Below are 18675 nucleotides of genomic sequence, written 5' to 3'. Positions count from 1 at the left end.
TTAAAAAATTCAATTAAATCATTTACAATCTCCGATATGTGTATTATTATGGAAAACAAGTAGTTGATTGGTTGGTTAGGAACATATGAACATTATTTCCTATTTAATTCTCAATCTAGTTACACTACTACATGATTTATGGGTTGACATTATATATTGGAGGTGAAAAAGATGAAAAAAATTAAAGTTAAAGTATTACCAAAAGTAGGCCTTCCTGCTAACCGTGCAAATACATGATTTGAAGATGGATATTACATATTGGAGGTGAAAAAGATGAAAAAAATTAAAGTTAAAGTATTACCAAAAGTAGGTCTTCCTGCTAACCGTGCAAATACATGATTTGAAGATGGATATTACATATTGGAGGTGAAAAAGATGAAAAAAATTAAAGTTAAAGTATTACCAAAAGTAGGTCTTCCTGCTAACCGTGCTAACACATGATTTTTTAAAGAAAAGATCCACTCCTAAGGGTGGGTTTTTTCTTTAAAAGAAGAGGATTTATGAAAAATAGAAAGGGTGAAATAATGTAATGTACCAAAAGGAGATTAGTAAGGATACTATGGTTGAAGTACATACCATTGAAACATATCAGCGTGAAAATGATTCCATTACTATTCGACGTATTGGCACTTCAGACTACTTGTTATTAGATGAAATCGCTCTTAATATTTATCGAAGCTTTTCCTCAGACAAGTCAATAGATGAAGTCGCATTGATGCATAGTGCAAATGATTACGAGATAAATGACATTATAGAATTTGTTGAGGTGTTATTAAATGCGGGATATGTAAAAAGTATTGATGGAGTTCTTATATCGGAAAGTTTAATAGATAACCACCCTTTAAATGCTGAGCCTAGTAAAATCTTGAAGATATTATTTAGTAAGACTGCCTGGGCATTTTATCTATTTTCCGTGTTCGCTAATATATTTTTATTTTATTTTTCCGATAACTTACGCCCTAAGGGTTCGGATCTTTTTGTTAGTACCTCCGGAATTGCATCTATATGTATAATAATTTTAGGTACATGGATAGTTATCTTTTTTCATGAATACGGACATATATGTGCTGCTAAAAGCGTAGGAATTGGAGCTAAAGTTAAATGGGGATATAGACTAGTTTTCCTTGTACTTGAAACGGAAGTAACTGATATCTGGTCCGTATCCAGAAAGAAAAGATATGGTGTTTATTTAGCAGGATTAGCTTGGACAAGTATGTTGATATTATTATGTTTAGTAATGCAATTTTATTTTTCGAATGAAATAATACTTAAGATACTTAAATTTACGGTTTTGATGCAACTACAAACTACTGTATTTCAAACATTACTATTTTTACGTACAGATTTATACTATGTACTTACTAATTTCTTAGAAATAGATGATCTTAATGAATCAATGAAGCTTATTTTTAAAAATATATTCACCCTAAAATTCAATAAAATAAGTAGTATATTAAACAGCATGTCAAATAAAGAGAGGAAAATAACTAAAATTTACAGCTCTTTAAGTTTTATTGGGATTTTTGTTGCTCTCTATTTATTTTTGGTAATTGATCTACCTATTGCTTATTATACTGTCAAACAAACTCTTGAAAAAACTTTAAAAGATCCTTTGTTCTCTATGTCTTATTGGGATGGAATTGCAATGGGAACTTTTACACTTTGTCCATTAGTTATCTTAACAATATATTTAGCATTAGATTTAAGAAAAAAAATAAAAGAAAAGAAAAGAAAAGAATTAGGTCCTATTTTGAGAAACAGTATCTAATAAAATTTTCAGTTAAATTGATAGAATTTGTATTGATGCAACAATTGGAGGTATTATCATGGAGTTGAAAAAAGGATTTATTTTTGTGTTTTCTACTTTACTTTTAATTTCTTTCGTATTAGTAGCAGCCAGTGTCTCTCTTAGAACCATCCTTAATCAATAATAGGAAGTGAATAACATGAAATTGAAAAAAGAGCTTATTTTTTTAAAAAACAATGAATATAGCATACCCAAGAGTTCTAATGTTGAAAATCTTATCGAACAGATGTTAGATAAGATTGGGTCTGTTGATGGCGAATTAAGAGACGATCTTATTTATACGACATTTTCAAACTGGATACTAAATGATTACTTATCAGTAAACGTTCTTCAAAGATTATTAGATACCATATTGGATGAGCAGCATCTTTTTTATGGTATAGGGCAATCAAATTCAGATTCAGTTTTTACACGATCATTTTCAATGCTACTTATACCGCTTATTCTTATGGCGGATCAAAAAAAAAATTTTCTACATGACAAGGATATTTTAGAAATTAAGGAAAAAATTATACGTTACCTTCAATGTGAAAAAGATTTAAGAGGCTATGTTCCCGAGAAAGGTTGGGCACATGCATTAGCACATGCTGCTGATGCATTAAATGAGTTAGCTAAATATGATTTACCAATTGCTGAAAAACAACAGATTTTGGATGTCATTAAAAGTGTGATAAGTACAAAAACAATAAATTACACTAATTTAGAAGATGAAAGACTGATAACAGCTGTGATTACAATTTTGAAAAAAAATACTTTTAATATAGAGTTGCTTGAGAGTTGGGTTAATAGTTTTACGGATTGGGAAAAAACTGAAATTTGGCATGAGGAGTACAAAATTATATCTAATGTTAAAAATTTTTTAGGAAGTCTTTACTTTCGTTTAGAGCAAGAAGCTAATCAAAAATATGTGGCTGAAATTGTGAAAGATAAATTAATTAAAATGATGAAAGCCTATACATAAAGGAGTGAACTAATTTGAAACCGAAATTCAAAGATTTTTATCCAGTTATTTCAATTGATTCACAAACTATTCAAATCGGAGATGAACCGAATAATGCCTATGAAATTACTGACCCAGATGGAATATTAATCAAAATCATACCTTTATTGAATGGTAAGTTGGATACAAAACAAATTTTCAACTTAATTGAAGAACGAACTTTTAGTTTTTTGGAGCTAGAAAATATTATTAAAACACTAGATGAAATTGGTCTAATCGAAGACAGTTCTATTGATAATCTTAAAGATTTAAATGACTGGCAACGTGTAAGATACAATAATAACCTTAATTATTTCAATGTATTTAGCAATACAAATAAAACTAAATCATCTTATCAAAAAAAGCTTTTAGAGACAAAGGTTTTGGTTCTGGGAATGGGTGGATTAGGTAGCAATCTTTTAATGCAATTATCCGGGTTAGGGATTGGACATATTAAGTTTCTCGATTGCGATGAGGTAGAATTAAAAAATTTGAACCGTCAAGTCCTATATTCGGAAAGATATATAGGACAGCCAAAAACTAAAGTAGGCTTTGAAAGATTAAGTGATTTTAATACAACCATTAATTATGAGATGATTGATAAAAGAATAAGTTCAGCTGAGGATTTAGAGAATATCATTACAAAGGACTTAGATTTTGTATTTTGTGCAGCTGATAACCCACCAATGTTGATAAACTCTTGGGTAAATGAACTTTGCGTTAAAAATAATGTTCCCTTTATTTCTGGAGGAGTAGGTTTAACTTGTGGAAGCTTCTACTCAGTTAAGCCAACAATATCACCTTGCTTAGAATGTTACTATACCTTTATTAAAGATCAGTTTGGACAAGTACTAGACGCTTATGATAATTCCAACAATGATTATAATGCAGCTATACTACCTAATATTAGTTTGGTAGCATCAATGATGACAACCGATTTCTTACGAATACATCTTCAAATAGCTGAACCGATTTCGTTAGGGAAAAAGGTAATAGTTAATTTCTTGACTTCAGAGACAACATTTGAAAATCCTTGGGTCAATAATAGTCAATGCGAGGTTTGTTCAATAGAAAAATCAATGGCTACCAATTTATTTCCTAAGTAATAAAAGGTTGGTTTAAAATTTAACAGAAAAAACTCCTTAAACGACCACCTGCTAAAGCAGGTGGATTTTGAAATGAATGTCCACGACTAAAGTCGTTTTTATTTAAGGGGGAAGCCCTTATAAAAGTTCGTGTGCTTAAGCACACTGAATATTGAAGATACCGTTCTTTTCTTCGAATTGATTGGCTATATAGTTTCTTATGATTTCTTCGGTAACCGTTCCAACAGTCGCACAAAAATACCCCCATGCCCACACGGAAAATAAACTATTAGAATGGCAACAGTTTTGGACAACTTTATTAAGGTGGCTAGATGGCTCTCTTAAAGCATAAGGGGCGCACAAGTTGCTTGACATGGAGCCTCTATGGGCTTGATTCGTTGAAAGGCTTAGTAATTGCTCCTTATCCTCTATAAAAAGTGTCCAACATTAATAAGATTACACCTAAAATATTTAATCCCCATACCTCCTTGTCAGCTAAATTATTTAAGCTAAAACTGATTTTTGGGTTGGTTTCTAAAGCTATTATTGTAAAGATAAATAAACTTACCAATATAAATAATATAATCAAATAATTTTCCAATATAATAAATATCTTACAATCAGAATATAACAACGCTAAATTATATCTAGAAAAATAAAAAGAAGGTATGAAAATTAATTCATACCTTGCTTTAAACTACTACATTGTTCATAAAAATTACTCTATTTTATCGAATTAATCCTATGATGTAAATATTCAACCATAAAATTTCCTAGAATAAAATAAAGCGTAAAGTTTCTAAACGGAAATTTTATGCTTTACGTCACAAGAAGGGAATGTTTCCAGTTTTAGAAACGGCAAGACTTAGGTTAAGAGAGCTAACTTTAGAGGATGTACCAGCCATTTTCCGCTGCTTTTCGAATGAGGCTGTAACACGCTATTATGGGCAGGAACCCTTTGTCGATACACAGCAGGCTGAACAGGCTATTAAGCAGTTTGCTAAAAACTTTGAACAAAAAAGAGGGATTCGTTGGGGCATTGAACGCAAAGATTCGAATGAAGTCATTGGTACGATTGGCTTCCATTTATGGTCGGCTGCGCATCATCGAGCAGAAATTGGCTATGAAATTCATCCCGATTACTGGCGACAAGGTTATATAAAAGAAGCCGTGCAAAAAGTGATAGCCTATGGCTTTCAGGACATGAACCTGAATCGCATTGGAGCTGTTGTCTTTTTAGAAAATGAAGCTTCCAGTCAACTATTGATGAAGCTAGGGTTCCAACAAGAAGGCATCCTAAGAGACTATATGTATCAAAATGGGCAAGCCTATGATACATTCATTTATTCTTTATTAAAAAAGGAAGAATAATGCCACTTTTTTATTTTAAAAGAATAATATTTAGTGAAAAAAGGATGATAAATAATGATTTAGGCTGAGTTTCGATGCTGCTTTTTTCGGCTATAGTACTAATATGAACAACAATTCATTTGTTCGTGTAAAAAGTATGTGACGAGGGGCTGGGTGTTATGGAGCAATATAGCGCAGCTTATTTTCAAAAGCTAGATTTACTAGCAAGCTTATACGCAGGGCATGCCGCTTTAAAGGATTCAATATCAACAGAGAAAGTCAACCAAATGGAGCGCTATCAACAAATCGAAGCGGCAATTGCCAAGCTAAATAATGAAATAAGACTGATTGAACGGACTATTTTAAAGTCCTCAAGAAATCGTTAATAGCAGCTCAACCCATGCGTGTACATGCATGGGTTTTTATCTGTAGAGGGGAGAAAACATTGCAACATGCATCGATGAATAGAAGATCTTATTGTTGTATAGTTGAGACTTCAGCATCAAAATATTGCACTGCTTTCATAGAGCTATCCTTCTAGTTACTCGATATATCCGCTACTTTTAACACGTTATCCGTTACTCTGTCCGTTTTATCCACCAATTCGCGTATTTTATCCGTTCCCTTCCTGCTACATTGTATTATTGAACAAGCGTCAGTAAAAATTGATCGCGTTCTGCTTCCTCTTGCATTTTACTATCAATAAGCATTGCACCAGATTGGACACTTGTGATGGCATTGTCTACAAGAAATTGCACATTGACCTTGGCTATTTCATTGTCAACGGGGCAATCCCCCTTGAACTCTACGACGTCCTGTCCCTTTTGTGTTTCAAAATAAACCCAATATGGATTTTCACAGGCAGCGGCAAAGGCACTTTCTAAAGTTTTTGTACTATTTTCATACGTATAGTTTTGTACATATGTAATATATTCATTGTTTGTAATATCCTTTTGTGGGCCATAAAAGTACCAAAATACCCCTAAAATACCGATAGGCACAATCCATAATATATTCCTTTTACTTAATTTCCCCATGCTTTGCTTCCCCCTTTATGTGAATATTTTAACATCTTCTTTTGCATTTTTGCTAGCTTACGATAATATTTTCTATAGAAGGCCGTGATTCTGTTCATAGCGTGAGCTTTGAATTCAAGTGGCAGTTATGATAACGTTAGTTGATAGATTTGTTTCGAAGTCGCCATTTTGTTTGGTGAAGGAGGTTTTTGCATGCATAAAAGAAGACGTGGTTTGCTCCTAGTTCTCGTGCTGATATTACTGGGTTTGTTCTTTTTTCTCGGCACAAAAATGCGGACGGCCACACAAACGACAAGAAATTCTGAGCCATCCCCAGTCCAAGAGGAAGTATCTGAACAAGAGGGGGTGTCAGAAAATGTGGAGGTCATCCTACAGGACATAGCCAGTTTAGCACTAGAAGGAAGAGTCCCTTATGTGCCGTTTGCAGCAGGTGAGGCGGATCAACAAGTGGTTCATCAGCAATGGGGGGAGCCTCAGCAAGTAACGGAGTCAGTGAATGGACGATATGAAGCTTATCAGGATGTGACGATTGGCTTTCAAGGTTCACATGCTTTTGATATTCGTTCATTTAAAGAGGATATCAAGAAAATTCATTTAGCCGATATTAAAAATAAGTTAGGTGAACCCGATGAGGTTCGTTATTATCAGGATACAACGGCCAATCAAATCATTCTTGTCTACCAAGTGAATGCCGACTATCAATTAAAATGGATTTTACCAAAACCGACTGACAGTGATCCTAATCCTGTCGTTCATCATATTTCGGTCTATACTGAATTAAAGCAACAAGCAGCTGATACGGTCAAGCAGATGACATTGGACGAAAAAATTGGTCAAATGATGTTTGCAGGTGTGTCAGGTACGACGCTTCAGCAGGACACAACAAGCCTCATTCAAGATGACAAAGTGGGTGGTTTGATTCTTTATGGTAATAATCTTGAAACCCCTCAGCAAACAGTCACATTGATGAATGACTTAATGGCTGCCAATACCAATAATCAGGTGCCCCTTTTCATAGGAACCGACCAAGAAGGTGGGAAGGTGGTTAGATTACCAGGGCCTTTAAAAAACTTCCCAACAAATAAAAGCATTGGGGATATCAATCAATCCCAATTGTCATTTAAAGTAGGTCAATTGCTAGGGGAACAATTAAAGGCATTTGGCTTTAACCTTGATTTTGCCCCTGTACTAGACGTCAATAGCAATCCGAATAATCCGATTATCGGAGATCGCTCGTTTTCGAATCATCCCGATATTGTCAGCAAATTAGGCATTCAGACAATGAAAGGGCTAGAGTCCAAGCAAGTAATTCCAGTAATCAAGCATTTCCCTGGGCACGGTGATACTTCCGTGGATTCCCATTTAGAATTGCCAAAGGTGACGAAAAGTTTGGCCGATTTAAAGCAACTGGAGCTTGTCCCCTTTAAAGATGCCATTGATAACGGTGCCGATGTGGTCATGGTTGCTCATATTTTATTACCAAAGATTGACCCACAATACCCTTCATCGATGTCGAAGGAAATTATCACAGGTATGTTAAGGGAGCAGCTAGGCTTCGATGGGGTTGTTATGACAGACGATATGACGATGAAAGCTATCACGAATCATTTTGCTATCGGTCAAGCGGCTGTAGATTCAATCAAGGCTGGCAGTGATATTATATTAATTGCCCATGAGTACACGAATGTCGCATCAGCCATAAAAGCTGTGAAGGCAGCCGTCCATGATGGAGACATAACAGAGGAGCGCATTAATGAGAGTGTCCGTCGAATCATGCAGCTAAAACAAAAGTATCAGCTTGTCAATCAACCCGTGACAGCAGTTGATATCAACAAGCTCAATACAGACATCGAAAACGTATTCAATATGTATAAATAAAGATGGAGAGGGACATACAGCAAGTAATGTATGTTCCTTTTTGTGAATGATGGATAAGGGTGAGAACGTGGATAAGGAATTCAAATTAGCTAGTCGATTATTAACGTTGTTAGATGCTGAACAAAGATGGTTTACTTTAGCGGAGGTTGAAAAAAGTTTACATGTTTCAGATAAAACCATCCGTAAGCTAGTAGAAGAAATCAATAGGCAATTGCCAGCAGCGATGACTATTGAAGTGTCTAGAGGAAAGGGAATCTTTCTACAACGCGATGGGCGAAGTACAACAGTTAGTGAAGTGGTTTCAAGCATGCTTAGACAAACAATCTTCTATCGACTAATGCATTTATTGTTTACAAATGGGCATCAATCCACCATGGAGGAGCTTGCAGAAGCTATGTTTATGAGTACCTCATCTTTGAAGAAACTGATTATGCAATTAAATAATCACGATTTGAAGCCATATAAGCTACGAATTACATACTCGACGCCAGCCATAAAGGGAAATGAATTGAATATCCGCTATTTTTACTGGAAGTTATATGGTGATGCTTATGAGTTTACAGGATGGCCATTTACGAATAGTGACTTTGATTTTATCAATCAATCCATTACGAATATAGAGAATGAGAAGAACATTGTTTATTTTATCAATTCCAAACGGAAATTATCGTTTTTAATAGCGATTGTACTTGAAAGAGTGAGAAAAGGGAACTATGTCAAAATTGCTGAGGGTGATTATCTTTGGGAAAGTGGGATTTTCTATTTGCCAGTAAAAGACTTTGCGCTGGCACTGGAAGAAAGATTCTCTATAGAATTACCAAAAAGTGAATTGTTTTTCATGCAATCCCTATTTAGCCTAAGCCAATATCATTATTATGAAGGGTCTGACATGACGCCGGAGAAAGAAATTGAATTGTACAAGAATAAAGAAGTCGATCAAATGGCGCAGCAGTTGTTAACAATATTGGCTAAGGCTTACCCCAATCTAGATAGGCAAGAGCGTTTTATCTTGGAAGTATATGAGTTTCTTGACAAGCTTTTAATCGATAACGCCATTCCTGAATGGTTGACGATTGCAAAAAGTAATTTAACAAACTATGTTCAAATCGAGTGTCAGCAGATTTATCAAGATATGCAGAACTGCATGCAAAAGTGGCAAAAAACATACCCTTCTGTCCTGTATAATGACTTTCATTTAACCAAACTCACCTTACTTGTTCGTTCAGGACTACGCTATAAAAGTAAACGAGCCTTCTTGGTCATTGGTGAGGAGTTTTCTATCCGTCATTATATAGCTAATTTGATAAAAAACGAAATTGGAGACCAGCTCATTATTAATACTTCCATTATGAAGGGGCTAACCGATGAAATGGTGAAGCAGCATCACATTGATTTTGTCATAAGTAATTTTCCTGTTGCCTTAACGACAGTGCCCGTTGTTATTATTTCAACGATCCCTTCAAAAAGGGATTTAGATAATATTCGCCAAGAATTGCTTCAGTAATTTGGTCAATTATTTCCTGTACACTACGTAACAATCTGGTCTAGTTTGTTATGATAAAAAAATCTTATACTCATAGTAGTTTCTGAACCGATTTCTTTTAAGAGAAATTGGTTTGGAAACAGCTATGGGTTTTTTTGATGGCAAATGAAAACGTTTACCTTATGGAATTTAAGATAAATAGTTGGAGGGATAAAGATGAGTAGGCATTTAGGTGCAAAAAAGGGAGAAATAGCAGAGCGTGTGCTGCTTCCTGGAGATCCTCTGCGTGCAAGATTTGTAGCAGAGCATTTTCTAGAGAAGGCTTATTGCTATAACGAAGTAAGAGGGATGTATGGTTACACAGGAATGTACAAAGGTGTGCCGATTTCAGTTCAAGGTACTGGGATGGGCAATCCATCGATGAGTATATATGGTACGGAATTGGTCAACGATTATGGCGTTAAGAAACTGGTTCGTATCGGAACATGTGGTGCGATGCAAAAGGATATTAATATCCGTGATATTATATTAGCCCAAGCAGTGTCCTCAGATAGCAATTTGACGGAGAAAATATTCTACGGTAATAATTACGCACCAACAGCAGATTTTTCTTTATTAATAAAGGCGTATCAACAAGCACAAGACAAAAAAGTAAATGTCTTTGTTGGCAATATTTATAATTCTGATGAATTCTATCGTGAAACACTAGACAGGCTTCATAAGTTTATGGAATTCGGTGTGTTAGGTGTAGAAATGGAAAGTACATCCCTCTATACTTTAGCTGCTAAATACGGGGTAAAAGCATTATCTATTTTGACGGTAGGTAGTCAATTATTAACAAATGAAAGCTTATCTCACGAGGAAAGTGAAAAGTCCTTTTATGAAATGGTGGACATTGCACTTCAGACAATCATCGATGAGTAATGCAATAGTAATCGTAAGAAAAGGGGAAGACCGTAATGAAGGCAATATTGTCTGGATTACAGTGGATGGTATTTATGCTCGCTGGTGCTATCGCAGCGCCGATTGCTATCGCAGATGTATATAATCTAACACCTATTGAGACGTCTGGGCTAATCCAAAGTACGATTATTACTTTAGGGATAGCTGGTTTTTTACAAGGGCTGATTGGTCATAAATTACCAATCCATGAAGGGCCAGCTGGTTTATGGTGGAGCATTTTTACCATTTATGCGAGTTTGGTAGGGGTATTATATTCTTCTCACATTGCTGCCTTACAAGCTTTATGTGGAGGAATGATTATAAGTGGTATTTTATTTATCCTACTTTCAGCACTTAAGCTAATGGATAAAATTGCTTGTTTATTTACACCGACCATCACTTTTATCTATTTGCTTTTATTAATCTTTCAATTAAGTGGCTCCTTTATGAAAGGAATGATGGGTATTTCATCAAGCCACGCAACAGTAAATATTAAAGTATTTCTACTTAGTACGATGGTCATTTGTATCACCTTTTGGTTAGGCAACAATCGCTATACTATCCTGCGGCAATTTTCAATCATCATTAGTATATTGATAGGTTGGTTATTATTTGTGATTTTTGGTCAGACATCTGGGATTTCACAGGTAAATACACTAGTTAAGCTTCCTGAATTGTTCCCATTTGGAAGGCCGAGATTTGACAGTGGCACCATCACTACAGCATTTTTGTTAGCATTGCTATTAATAGTTAATGCGATTGCATCAATCCGTTTGATGGAGACAGTCATGAAACAAAAACAATCAAGGGATGATCGCCGTTATTTGCGTGCTGGATTTATGTCAGGGATTACACAACTAATTTGTGGAGGCCTGGGTGCGATCGGCTCAGTGCCAATTTCGGGGGCAGCAGGATATGTTGAACAAACAGGTATGAAGGAACGCAGGTCGTTTTTAATTGGGTGTTGCTGCGTTATCTGTATCTCCTTGCTGCCACCCTTTATGAATATATTAGCAGGTATTCCAGCACCAATAGGCTATGCTGTAACATTCGTTATTTTTGTCAAGATGGTCGGAATCTCCTTGAAGGAATTGAAAACGGTTACGCACGAGGAACGAACGTATATCGTGAGTGGCGTGTCTCTTTTAGTTGGTGTTGGTTTAATGTTTATTCCTTCATCTGCGACAAGCCAATTATCTCCTATCGTGATTGCTATTTTAAACAATGGGTTAATTTGTGGAAGTTTTTTAGTGATTATTTTAGAACAAGGATTAATCTGGAAGGAAAAACATTCGAGTAAGTCTATATCTTAAACAGAGTAAAACACGGAGGGGACAAGATGCATTATTTAATTTCTATAGTAGGACTCATGCTAGTTCTATTATTAGCATGGGTTGCAAGTAATAATAAGAAAAAGATTAAATATCGCCCCATCATGGTGATGATTGCTATCCAACTTATTTTAGGCTTTCTTTTACTTAAAACGGGTATCGGGGAATTTCTAATTAAAGGTTTTGCTGATAGTTTTGCAAAATTACTTGAATACGCCAATGAAGGTACTAATTTTGTATTCGGTGGGATGGCCAATGAAGGTGCACATACATTTTTCCTTTATGTATTAATGCCAATTGTATTTATGTCAGCAATAATTGGAATATTGCAACATTATAAAATCCTCCCATTTATTATTAAGTATATTGGTTTAGTATTAAGTAAAATAAATGGGATGGGTAAACTAGAATCATATAATGCAGTTGCAGCAGCTATAGTAGGACAAAATGAAGTATTTATTTCCGTGAAAAATCAAATTGGATTTTTACCGAAACATCGTCTGTATACATTATGTGCTTCTGCGATGTCAACGGTATCTATGTCGATTGTCGGCTCCTATATGACGATGTTAGAGCCTAAGTATGTAGTGGCAGCATTAATATTAAACTTATTTGGCGGCTTTATCATAGCCACCATCATTAACCCGTATGACGTAAAAGCCGAAGAGGATATAATTGAAGTACAAGAAGGTGAAAAGCAAACCTTCTTTGAAATGCTAGGCGAATATATTATGGATGGGTTTAAGGTAGCCATCATCGTTGGGGTCATGTTAGTAGGTTTTGTTGGGTTGATTGCCTTGATTAATGGTTTATTTAGCGGTATATTCGGCATCTCGTTCCAAGACATCTTAGGCTATATCTTTGCTCCAATTGCCTTTGTCATGGGTGTACCTTGGCATGAAGCTGTCAATGCCGGAAGTATCATGGCGACAAAGCTTGTGGCAAATGAATTCGTTGCCATGCTGGATTTTGTTAAAATACAAGATAGTTTCAGTGAGCGCACAACAGCCATCGTATCTGTTTTCCTTATATCCTTCGCGAACTTTGGATCCATTGGTACCATCGTGGGTGCGGTGAAAGGGTTAAATGAAAAGCAAGGGAATGTGGTTGCGCGCTTTGGATTAAAATTGCTATATGGTGCTTCACTTGTAAGTGTTCTATCAGCTATCATTATCGGCATTGTATTTTAAATAGGCTCATAAGATTTGAATGACTTAAGAGTATCTACACCATTTCCTATCACCTAAAATTGCTCAGTTACTTGGAAAAAGGGAGGGTAGATCTCTATAAATAAATATAATTTTTAACCCTTTCCTTGATAAGAAAGGGTTTTTGCATATTATGTAAAAGGCTAGGAACATTCATAACATATAGACCTTTCACATATGGGAAAATTCTTTTTATCTCCTTGTAATATTTCTCCCTCTCAAAGTACCATATATTAATAACCTCTTAATATCCTCCAAGAAAAGGCAACAGCTTCTACACTTTTACCTATTTCGATGGTTTAAATTGCCATATAGGTCTTTAGACAGTTGAGTCATTTCTGTCTTTCTTATAATATGTAATTATTGTTGAAAATGATAATCATTATCAACGTTTGTCAACAATTCAATTGTTTCCATTTACTTCTTATCATCTCATCAGTCTTTTTAATTTGGAAGACTCATTTTTTTAACAGTGAATGATAATAATTATCATTTGATAGGGAGAAGGCTCTGTGAAAGGATGGTTAATGAATGCAACAGATGGCTAAACAGATTGCAGAAAATGCAACGTTTCAAGCGTTTATGAATTGTTATATACGAGAGGTGAGTAGCGGACACTGGGTCAGAAAGGAGGAATGGATAAAAGAACAGCGACTATCTATCCTGATGACAGAGGAATATATATTAGAAATCGAGTTGCCATTACAAAACACACGTTTTGCATTTGGCATGGAATACAAATCTCTTGTTGGAAGACATAAATTTGGTGACTCGTTGAAGTATTGTACGAAACAAAACCAATGGCTTGTTGAAGATAAATTAACGATACTCATCACATTTATTCAGGAACTCCATTTTATGGCTAAGAAGGACGGATGTCATGAACTTTCCTCCCATTTTGATGAACTCATTCTTCGCATAATTGAGAGCTATCAAACGATGACAAATTATATTGAAAAGCGTCTGGAAAATAAGAAACAAAATGGAGCTAACGGTACGTTTATTGAAGCTGAGCAATCTCTCTTACTTGGACATTGGCTCCATCCAACACCTAAAAGCAGACAAGGGATGTCAGATTGGCAGCAAATGAGTTTTGCTCCAGAGTTACAAGGTTCTTTCCAGCTTCACTATTTTCGTGTCGACCGTAAAAATGTGAAAGAGTCCTCTGTATTAGAAAAAAGTGCAAGTGAACTCATTTCTCAGTCTATAACAACATCACAACCTGATTTTGTGATGTCAGAGAAGGATTGCCTCATTCCGATGCATCCGCTTCAAGCACAATGGCTTTTGCAGCAACCGCATGTAAAAAAAGCGCTTGCTGAAGGATGGATAAAATACGAAGGTGCACTTGGGGCACTTTATACAGCAACCTCCTCGATAAGAACGGTATATAGCACAAATGAAGAAATGATGTATAAGTTTTCAATTCCAGTCAAAATAACGAATTCATTGCGGGTGACTAGAACGCATGAATTAAAAGCTGGCATTGTTATGGCTCGGTTAATGAATAAGATTGATTTCTTACAGAACCATCCATCTTTTCGGATGATTGATGATCCAGCCTATATGACTGTAGAGTTCCCAAATCAGACGGAATCAGGGTTTGAGGTTATTTTTCGCTCAAATGTATTTCCTGAAGGACAGGATGAAGGAATCTGCATGATCGCTACGCTTTTGCAAGAGCCCCTACCAAAAGAAAAATCAAAATTATGTCAGCTCATCATGAAAATCGCTCAATCAGAATTCCGATCATTAGAGAGCGTAAGCTTAGATTGGTTTAAGGCTTATTGGAAATGTTCGATTGAATCGTTATTAAAATTATACGACGAGAATGGAATAGCTCTCGAAGCACACCAGCAAAATAGTTTGTTAAACATTTCTTCCAGTTATCCAACTACTTATTATTATCGTGATAACCAAGGTTATTACTTATCAAAAACATATAAAGAAGTACTTCTTTCAATAGAGCCTTCTTTACATGAAACAGAAGAGCTATTTTACGAAGATGCCCTTATTCATGATAGATTTACATATTATTTATTTATGAATCAATTGTTTCCCGTTATTTCCCGATTTGGAGCCGATCAGCTAATCGATGAAAAAATTCTTTTGAAGTGGTCTATCGATCAACTGCACTTATTAGAAAAAGAATTTACAGGTTTCGGGAAGGCATTTATTCGTAACATTCTAAAGCAAGAGGAGCTTGCGTTCAAAGCAAATTTATTAACAAGATTTCATGATGTAGATGAACTAGAAGCCGAGCTTGAACAAGCGGTATATACGAAAGTGCCAAATCCGTTCGTTGTTCAGTATGAGGAGGCAGAATATGAAGCAGCTACAGCCTTTAGTTACTAAACAAGAAGAGCTACGTGTAAGGCGGCAGCTTGTAGAAGCAATGATGTTTGAAGGACTAATCAAATATGAAGAAACGCCTCTAGATAAAGGGTCTTCCATTTTTACTCTTGTTGGACAGAAATGTACCTATCGTTGTGAAGGGCGAAGAATGGCCTTTGATCGTATCCGAATAAAGGGCGATAGTATTTTTCTAGTAGGAAAAGATGAGACGTTACTAGAAGCTACGCTTGAGGAGCTAGTAGATGAATTACTATCTACTCGTAAAGACAAAGTTCGTTTACTGGAAGAACTTCATTTAACGAGTAAGCTTTGTCAATGGAATGAGCATCATCTCCAAATGCCCATGTCGAGAAGAAATTCGAGCTATGAAGAATTAGAATCAGAAATCATGGAAGGGCATCCCTATCATCCTTGTTTCAAATCTAGAACTGGTTTTACAATTGACGACCATAAAAATTATGGCCCTGAGGCAAAGCAATCATTTACCCTTCAATGGGTTGCGGTGAGAAGAAGCTACGTACGAATCACAGTTCTTGAGGAAGAGAGCTTTTGGAAAAGAGAGCTAGGACATTTGCTGTGGGAAGACCTTCTAGCAAAGCTTGCGATTTTCGGTGGAACATTTGACGACTATACGTTCCTCCCTGTTCATCCTTGGCAATGGCATAACCTGAAAATGGAACTAGCTGGATTAATTGAGCAAAAAGATTTAATCCCTCTAAATGTGAAAGGAGATTACTATAGGGCAACCCAATCAGTACGAACATTATGGAATGTTTCACATCCTGAAAAGGCGCAATTAAAATGTGCAATGAATATGGTGAATACTTCTTCCTTGCGAAAGTTACATTCTCATGCTGTTTGTGCAGCTCCTCCTATTTCATCATGGCTTAAACAGGTGATTCAATTAGATGCCTATTTACAAAAGGAAGCATCGCTTATTGTACTGGAGGAATATGCAGGTATTATTTTTGAACCGAATGCCCAAAAGCATAGTAGCAAACTAGAAGGTCAGCTTGGTACCATATGGCGAGAAAGTGTGCGCTTGTATATGAAGGATGAAGAGGAAGCGGTTCCTTTTACAGTACTAATGATGATGGAGAGAGATGGGCGTCCATTTATTGATGATTGGCTTTCCCGATATGGAGCAGAGGAGTGGGTAAAACGCTTGATCGAAGTGAGTGTTATTCCTGTGTGGCACTTGCTGGTCGCTCATGGTATGGCGCTGGAGGCACATGCACAAAACATGATTTTATTGCATCAAAATGGGTGGCCCACTCGGGTTGTACTGAGGGATTTCCATGACAGTATCGAATATATGGAAGAATTCATTGCAGACAGAAGCCTCGTTCCAGACTTTGCAACGATACACGAACGTTTTAAAGATGCACCTGTCGATCAGTATTATTGGATGTCTTCTCTAGAGGCTTTACGAGAATTAATTATGGATACACTATTCGTATTTCATTTAAGTGAACTATCGTATTTGCTAGAGGAGCAGTATGACTTTGCAGAAACACATTTTTGGTGTCAAGTTAAGGACAGCTTACAGAAGCACTTGGAACGCTTTCCATCGTTATGTGCAAGACATGAACAGCTTCAGCATACTAGCACACAAATTTATGTTGAATCTTTGCTAACTAAGAAAGTTCAAAATCAAGAGGAAGGTAATTTTCGACATATCGTCAACAATACGTTGGCGCAAGCGGATAAAAAGGAGAAATGATGATGTTTTATGTCAATGATCAATTTTATGCAGTAGAAGATATTGAGAAGCAATTTGAAATATATGAAAGCTTACCTCATTTAAGGGAGTGTAACAATCGCAGACTAGCTATTTGTACGGATGATACTTTCCAATATATAGCTCTTTGTTTATACATTCGCGAAAAAGGGGGATCAGTTGTCCCCATCCATTCAGCAACGCCGAAAGAGGGAGCTGTGCGGCTTGCTTCTTCAGCAGGTAGTCATCTGCTGTTGTTCCAATCGATTGATACTTTCATTGAACTATCAAATCATTGCAATAACCAAGAGGGCGTATTAGTTCAAATGAGCTCAGGCACAACAGGCGCTCCGAAATGTATTGAACGAACGTGGGGCTCTGTGGAAAAAGAGATTGAAAGTTATGTGACGATGTTACCTGTCGATTCCTTGACAAATTCGGTTGTTGCTTGTCCAGTAACTCATTCCTATGGCTTCATTTGTGGTGTTTTGGCTTGCCTAAGAAGGGGAGCAAAGCCAGTTATTATTACAAATAATAACCCTAAGTATATTTTGAAAAAGCTAAAAGAATATCCTCAACACATACTCTATGGGGCCCCAGCGTTACTTTATACATTAAGTCGATTATTACCGATGGGTGAACAATTTGATCGTGTTATGACGTCAGGAACTTTGATGCCGCATAGCTGGCTGACAACATTAAGAGAGAAATCTCGCCAAGTACTCCAGCAGTATGGCTGCTCTGAAGCAGGCTGTGTTGCGATTCACCCTAATGTGGAAGATCCGAAAGAAATGGGCTACCCACTTCCTCATGTAAAGGTAACAGCCGGTGATAAACAAACACCGAGCGAAATTATTATTGAATTGTCGACACAAACGATTTATACGAAAGATCTTGGCTATATAGAAGATAATGTTCTGTCTTTTCTAGCAAGAATAGATGACACGATTAATGTAGCAGGCTTGAATGTGTATCCGCAAGAAGTGGAAACCGTGTTAATGGATGACCCAAGAATAGTCGAAGCAGTTGTATATAAGAAACAAGATAACCTGTCAGGAGAGCGGGTATGTGCACTATATGTGTCTACTGAACCAATCGATAATATGGAGCTTCGAGAATGGTGCCGAAAATTTCTAGCTCCACATCAAGTTCCAATAGAGTTTTTGCCTGTTCAAGAAATTGAAAAGCTGCCTAATGGAAAAATAAGTAGAAAAAAACTTGGAGGCATACCAGTATGACGCGACAACAATTGATTCAGAGCATCTATGATATTATGGAAAATTCATTAGAGTTGCCGACACTGTCTTCTTTCAATGAAGATGCCCGATTAAATGAGGATTTGTATATGGATTCCATTATGGTCCTTCAACTGATTCTTCATATAGAGCTGGATCTTGGCATTGCCATCCCCGATGAGGTTCTCGTTCCTAAAGATTTCAAAACAGTAGGAACATTAGCAAGCTTTTTAGAAAAACAGCAAAAGGTAGAATAATCGGAGGC

At 36.2% G+C, this 18675-nt stretch carries 15 protein-coding genes; 14 read left to right on the top strand and 1 reads right to left on the bottom strand.

Features of this window, described 5'->3' with window-relative positions:
• Positions 1–559: 559 nt before the first annotated feature.
• From MHI34_RS20470 to MHI34_RS20450, 5 genes are all read left to right on the top strand, one after another.
• Positions 560–1768, top strand: coding sequence for a hypothetical protein (locus MHI34_RS20470; RefSeq protein WP_139149505.1), 1209 nt, complete (start codon positions 560–562; stop codon positions 1766–1768).
• 178 nt (positions 1769–1946) lie between these two features.
• Complete coding sequence (locus tag MHI34_RS20465; protein ID WP_089932349.1) at positions 1947–2768, top strand: DUF2785 domain-containing protein; 822 nt, start codon at positions 1947–1949, stop codon at positions 2766–2768.
• A gap of 14 nt (positions 2769–2782) precedes the next feature.
• Complete coding sequence (locus MHI34_RS20460; protein WP_089932348.1) at positions 2783–3892, top strand: ThiF family adenylyltransferase; 1110 nt, start codon at positions 2783–2785, stop codon at positions 3890–3892.
• Positions 3893–4708: 816 nt separating this feature from the next.
• Entirely contained in the window at positions 4709–5242 is a 534-nt protein-coding gene (locus MHI34_RS20455; RefSeq protein ID WP_089932347.1) for a GNAT family protein, read from the top strand.
• 158 nt (positions 5243–5400) lie between these two features.
• On the top strand, positions 5401–5607 hold the full coding sequence (locus MHI34_RS20450) for a hypothetical protein (RefSeq protein ID WP_089932345.1): 207 nt from the start codon (positions 5401–5403) through the stop codon (positions 5605–5607).
• Between the two features lie 255 nt (positions 5608–5862).
• On the opposite strand, the gene MHI34_RS20445 is transcribed toward MHI34_RS20450, so the two are convergent.
• On the bottom strand, positions 5863–6258 hold the full coding sequence (locus tag MHI34_RS20445; RefSeq protein WP_101966786.1) for a glucosamine 6-phosphate synthetase: 396 nt from the start codon (positions 6256–6258) through the stop codon (positions 5863–5865).
• 192 nt (positions 6259–6450) lie between these two features.
• Here MHI34_RS20445 and nagZ point away from each other — a divergent pair, with 192 nt between their 5' ends.
• The 9 genes from nagZ to asbD all read left to right on the top strand — a co-directional run bounded on the left by nagZ (position 6451) and on the right by asbD (position 18667).
• Entirely contained in the window at positions 6451–8136 is a 1686-nt protein-coding gene (nagZ, locus tag MHI34_RS20440; protein ID WP_342503888.1) for a beta-N-acetylhexosaminidase, read from the top strand.
• Positions 8137–8203: 67 nt separating this feature from the next.
• Positions 8204–9640, top strand: coding sequence for a helix-turn-helix domain-containing protein (locus MHI34_RS20435; protein ID WP_342503887.1), 1437 nt, complete (start codon positions 8204–8206; stop codon positions 9638–9640).
• A 195-nt stretch (positions 9641–9835) separates the two neighbouring features.
• Complete coding sequence (gene deoD, locus MHI34_RS20430; RefSeq protein ID WP_249645794.1) at positions 9836–10543, top strand: purine-nucleoside phosphorylase; 708 nt, start codon at positions 9836–9838, stop codon at positions 10541–10543.
• A gap of 35 nt (positions 10544–10578) precedes the next feature.
• Positions 10579–11874 (top strand): purine/pyrimidine permease, encoded by a 1296-nt coding sequence (locus tag MHI34_RS20425; protein ID WP_342503886.1) that lies wholly within the window; start codon positions 10579–10581, stop codon positions 11872–11874.
• Between the two features lie 26 nt (positions 11875–11900).
• Positions 11901–13082 (top strand): NupC/NupG family nucleoside CNT transporter, encoded by a 1182-nt coding sequence (locus MHI34_RS20420; RefSeq protein ID WP_342503885.1) that lies wholly within the window; start codon positions 11901–11903, stop codon positions 13080–13082.
• Between the two features lie 549 nt (positions 13083–13631).
• Entirely contained in the window at positions 13632–15455 is a 1824-nt protein-coding gene (locus MHI34_RS20415) for an IucA/IucC family protein (RefSeq protein WP_342503884.1), read from the top strand.
• Positions 15427–17178, top strand: coding sequence for an IucA/IucC family protein (locus MHI34_RS20410; protein WP_342503883.1), 1752 nt, complete (start codon positions 15427–15429; stop codon positions 17176–17178). Before MHI34_RS20415 ends, MHI34_RS20410 begins: the two co-directional genes overlap by 29 nt.
• Entirely contained in the window at positions 17175–18413 is a 1239-nt protein-coding gene (locus tag MHI34_RS20405) for an AMP-binding protein (protein WP_249663923.1), read from the top strand. Before MHI34_RS20410 ends, MHI34_RS20405 begins: the two co-directional genes overlap by 4 nt.
• Entirely contained in the window at positions 18410–18667 is a 258-nt protein-coding gene (asbD, locus tag MHI34_RS20400; RefSeq protein WP_036127419.1) for a petrobactin biosynthesis protein AsbD, read from the top strand. The genes MHI34_RS20405 and asbD overlap by 4 nt, the downstream gene beginning before the upstream one ends.
• The last annotated feature ends 8 nt before the right edge of the window (positions 18668–18675 follow it).

The organism is Lysinibacillus sp. FSL L8-0126 (genome assembly GCF_038630385.1).
In the GTDB taxonomy this organism is placed as follows: Bacteria; Bacillota; Bacilli; order Bacillales_A; family Planococcaceae; genus Lysinibacillus; species Lysinibacillus fusiformis_D.
Note: the sequence above shows the minus strand (reverse complement) of the source record. Positions and strands in the feature narration are given on the sequence as shown.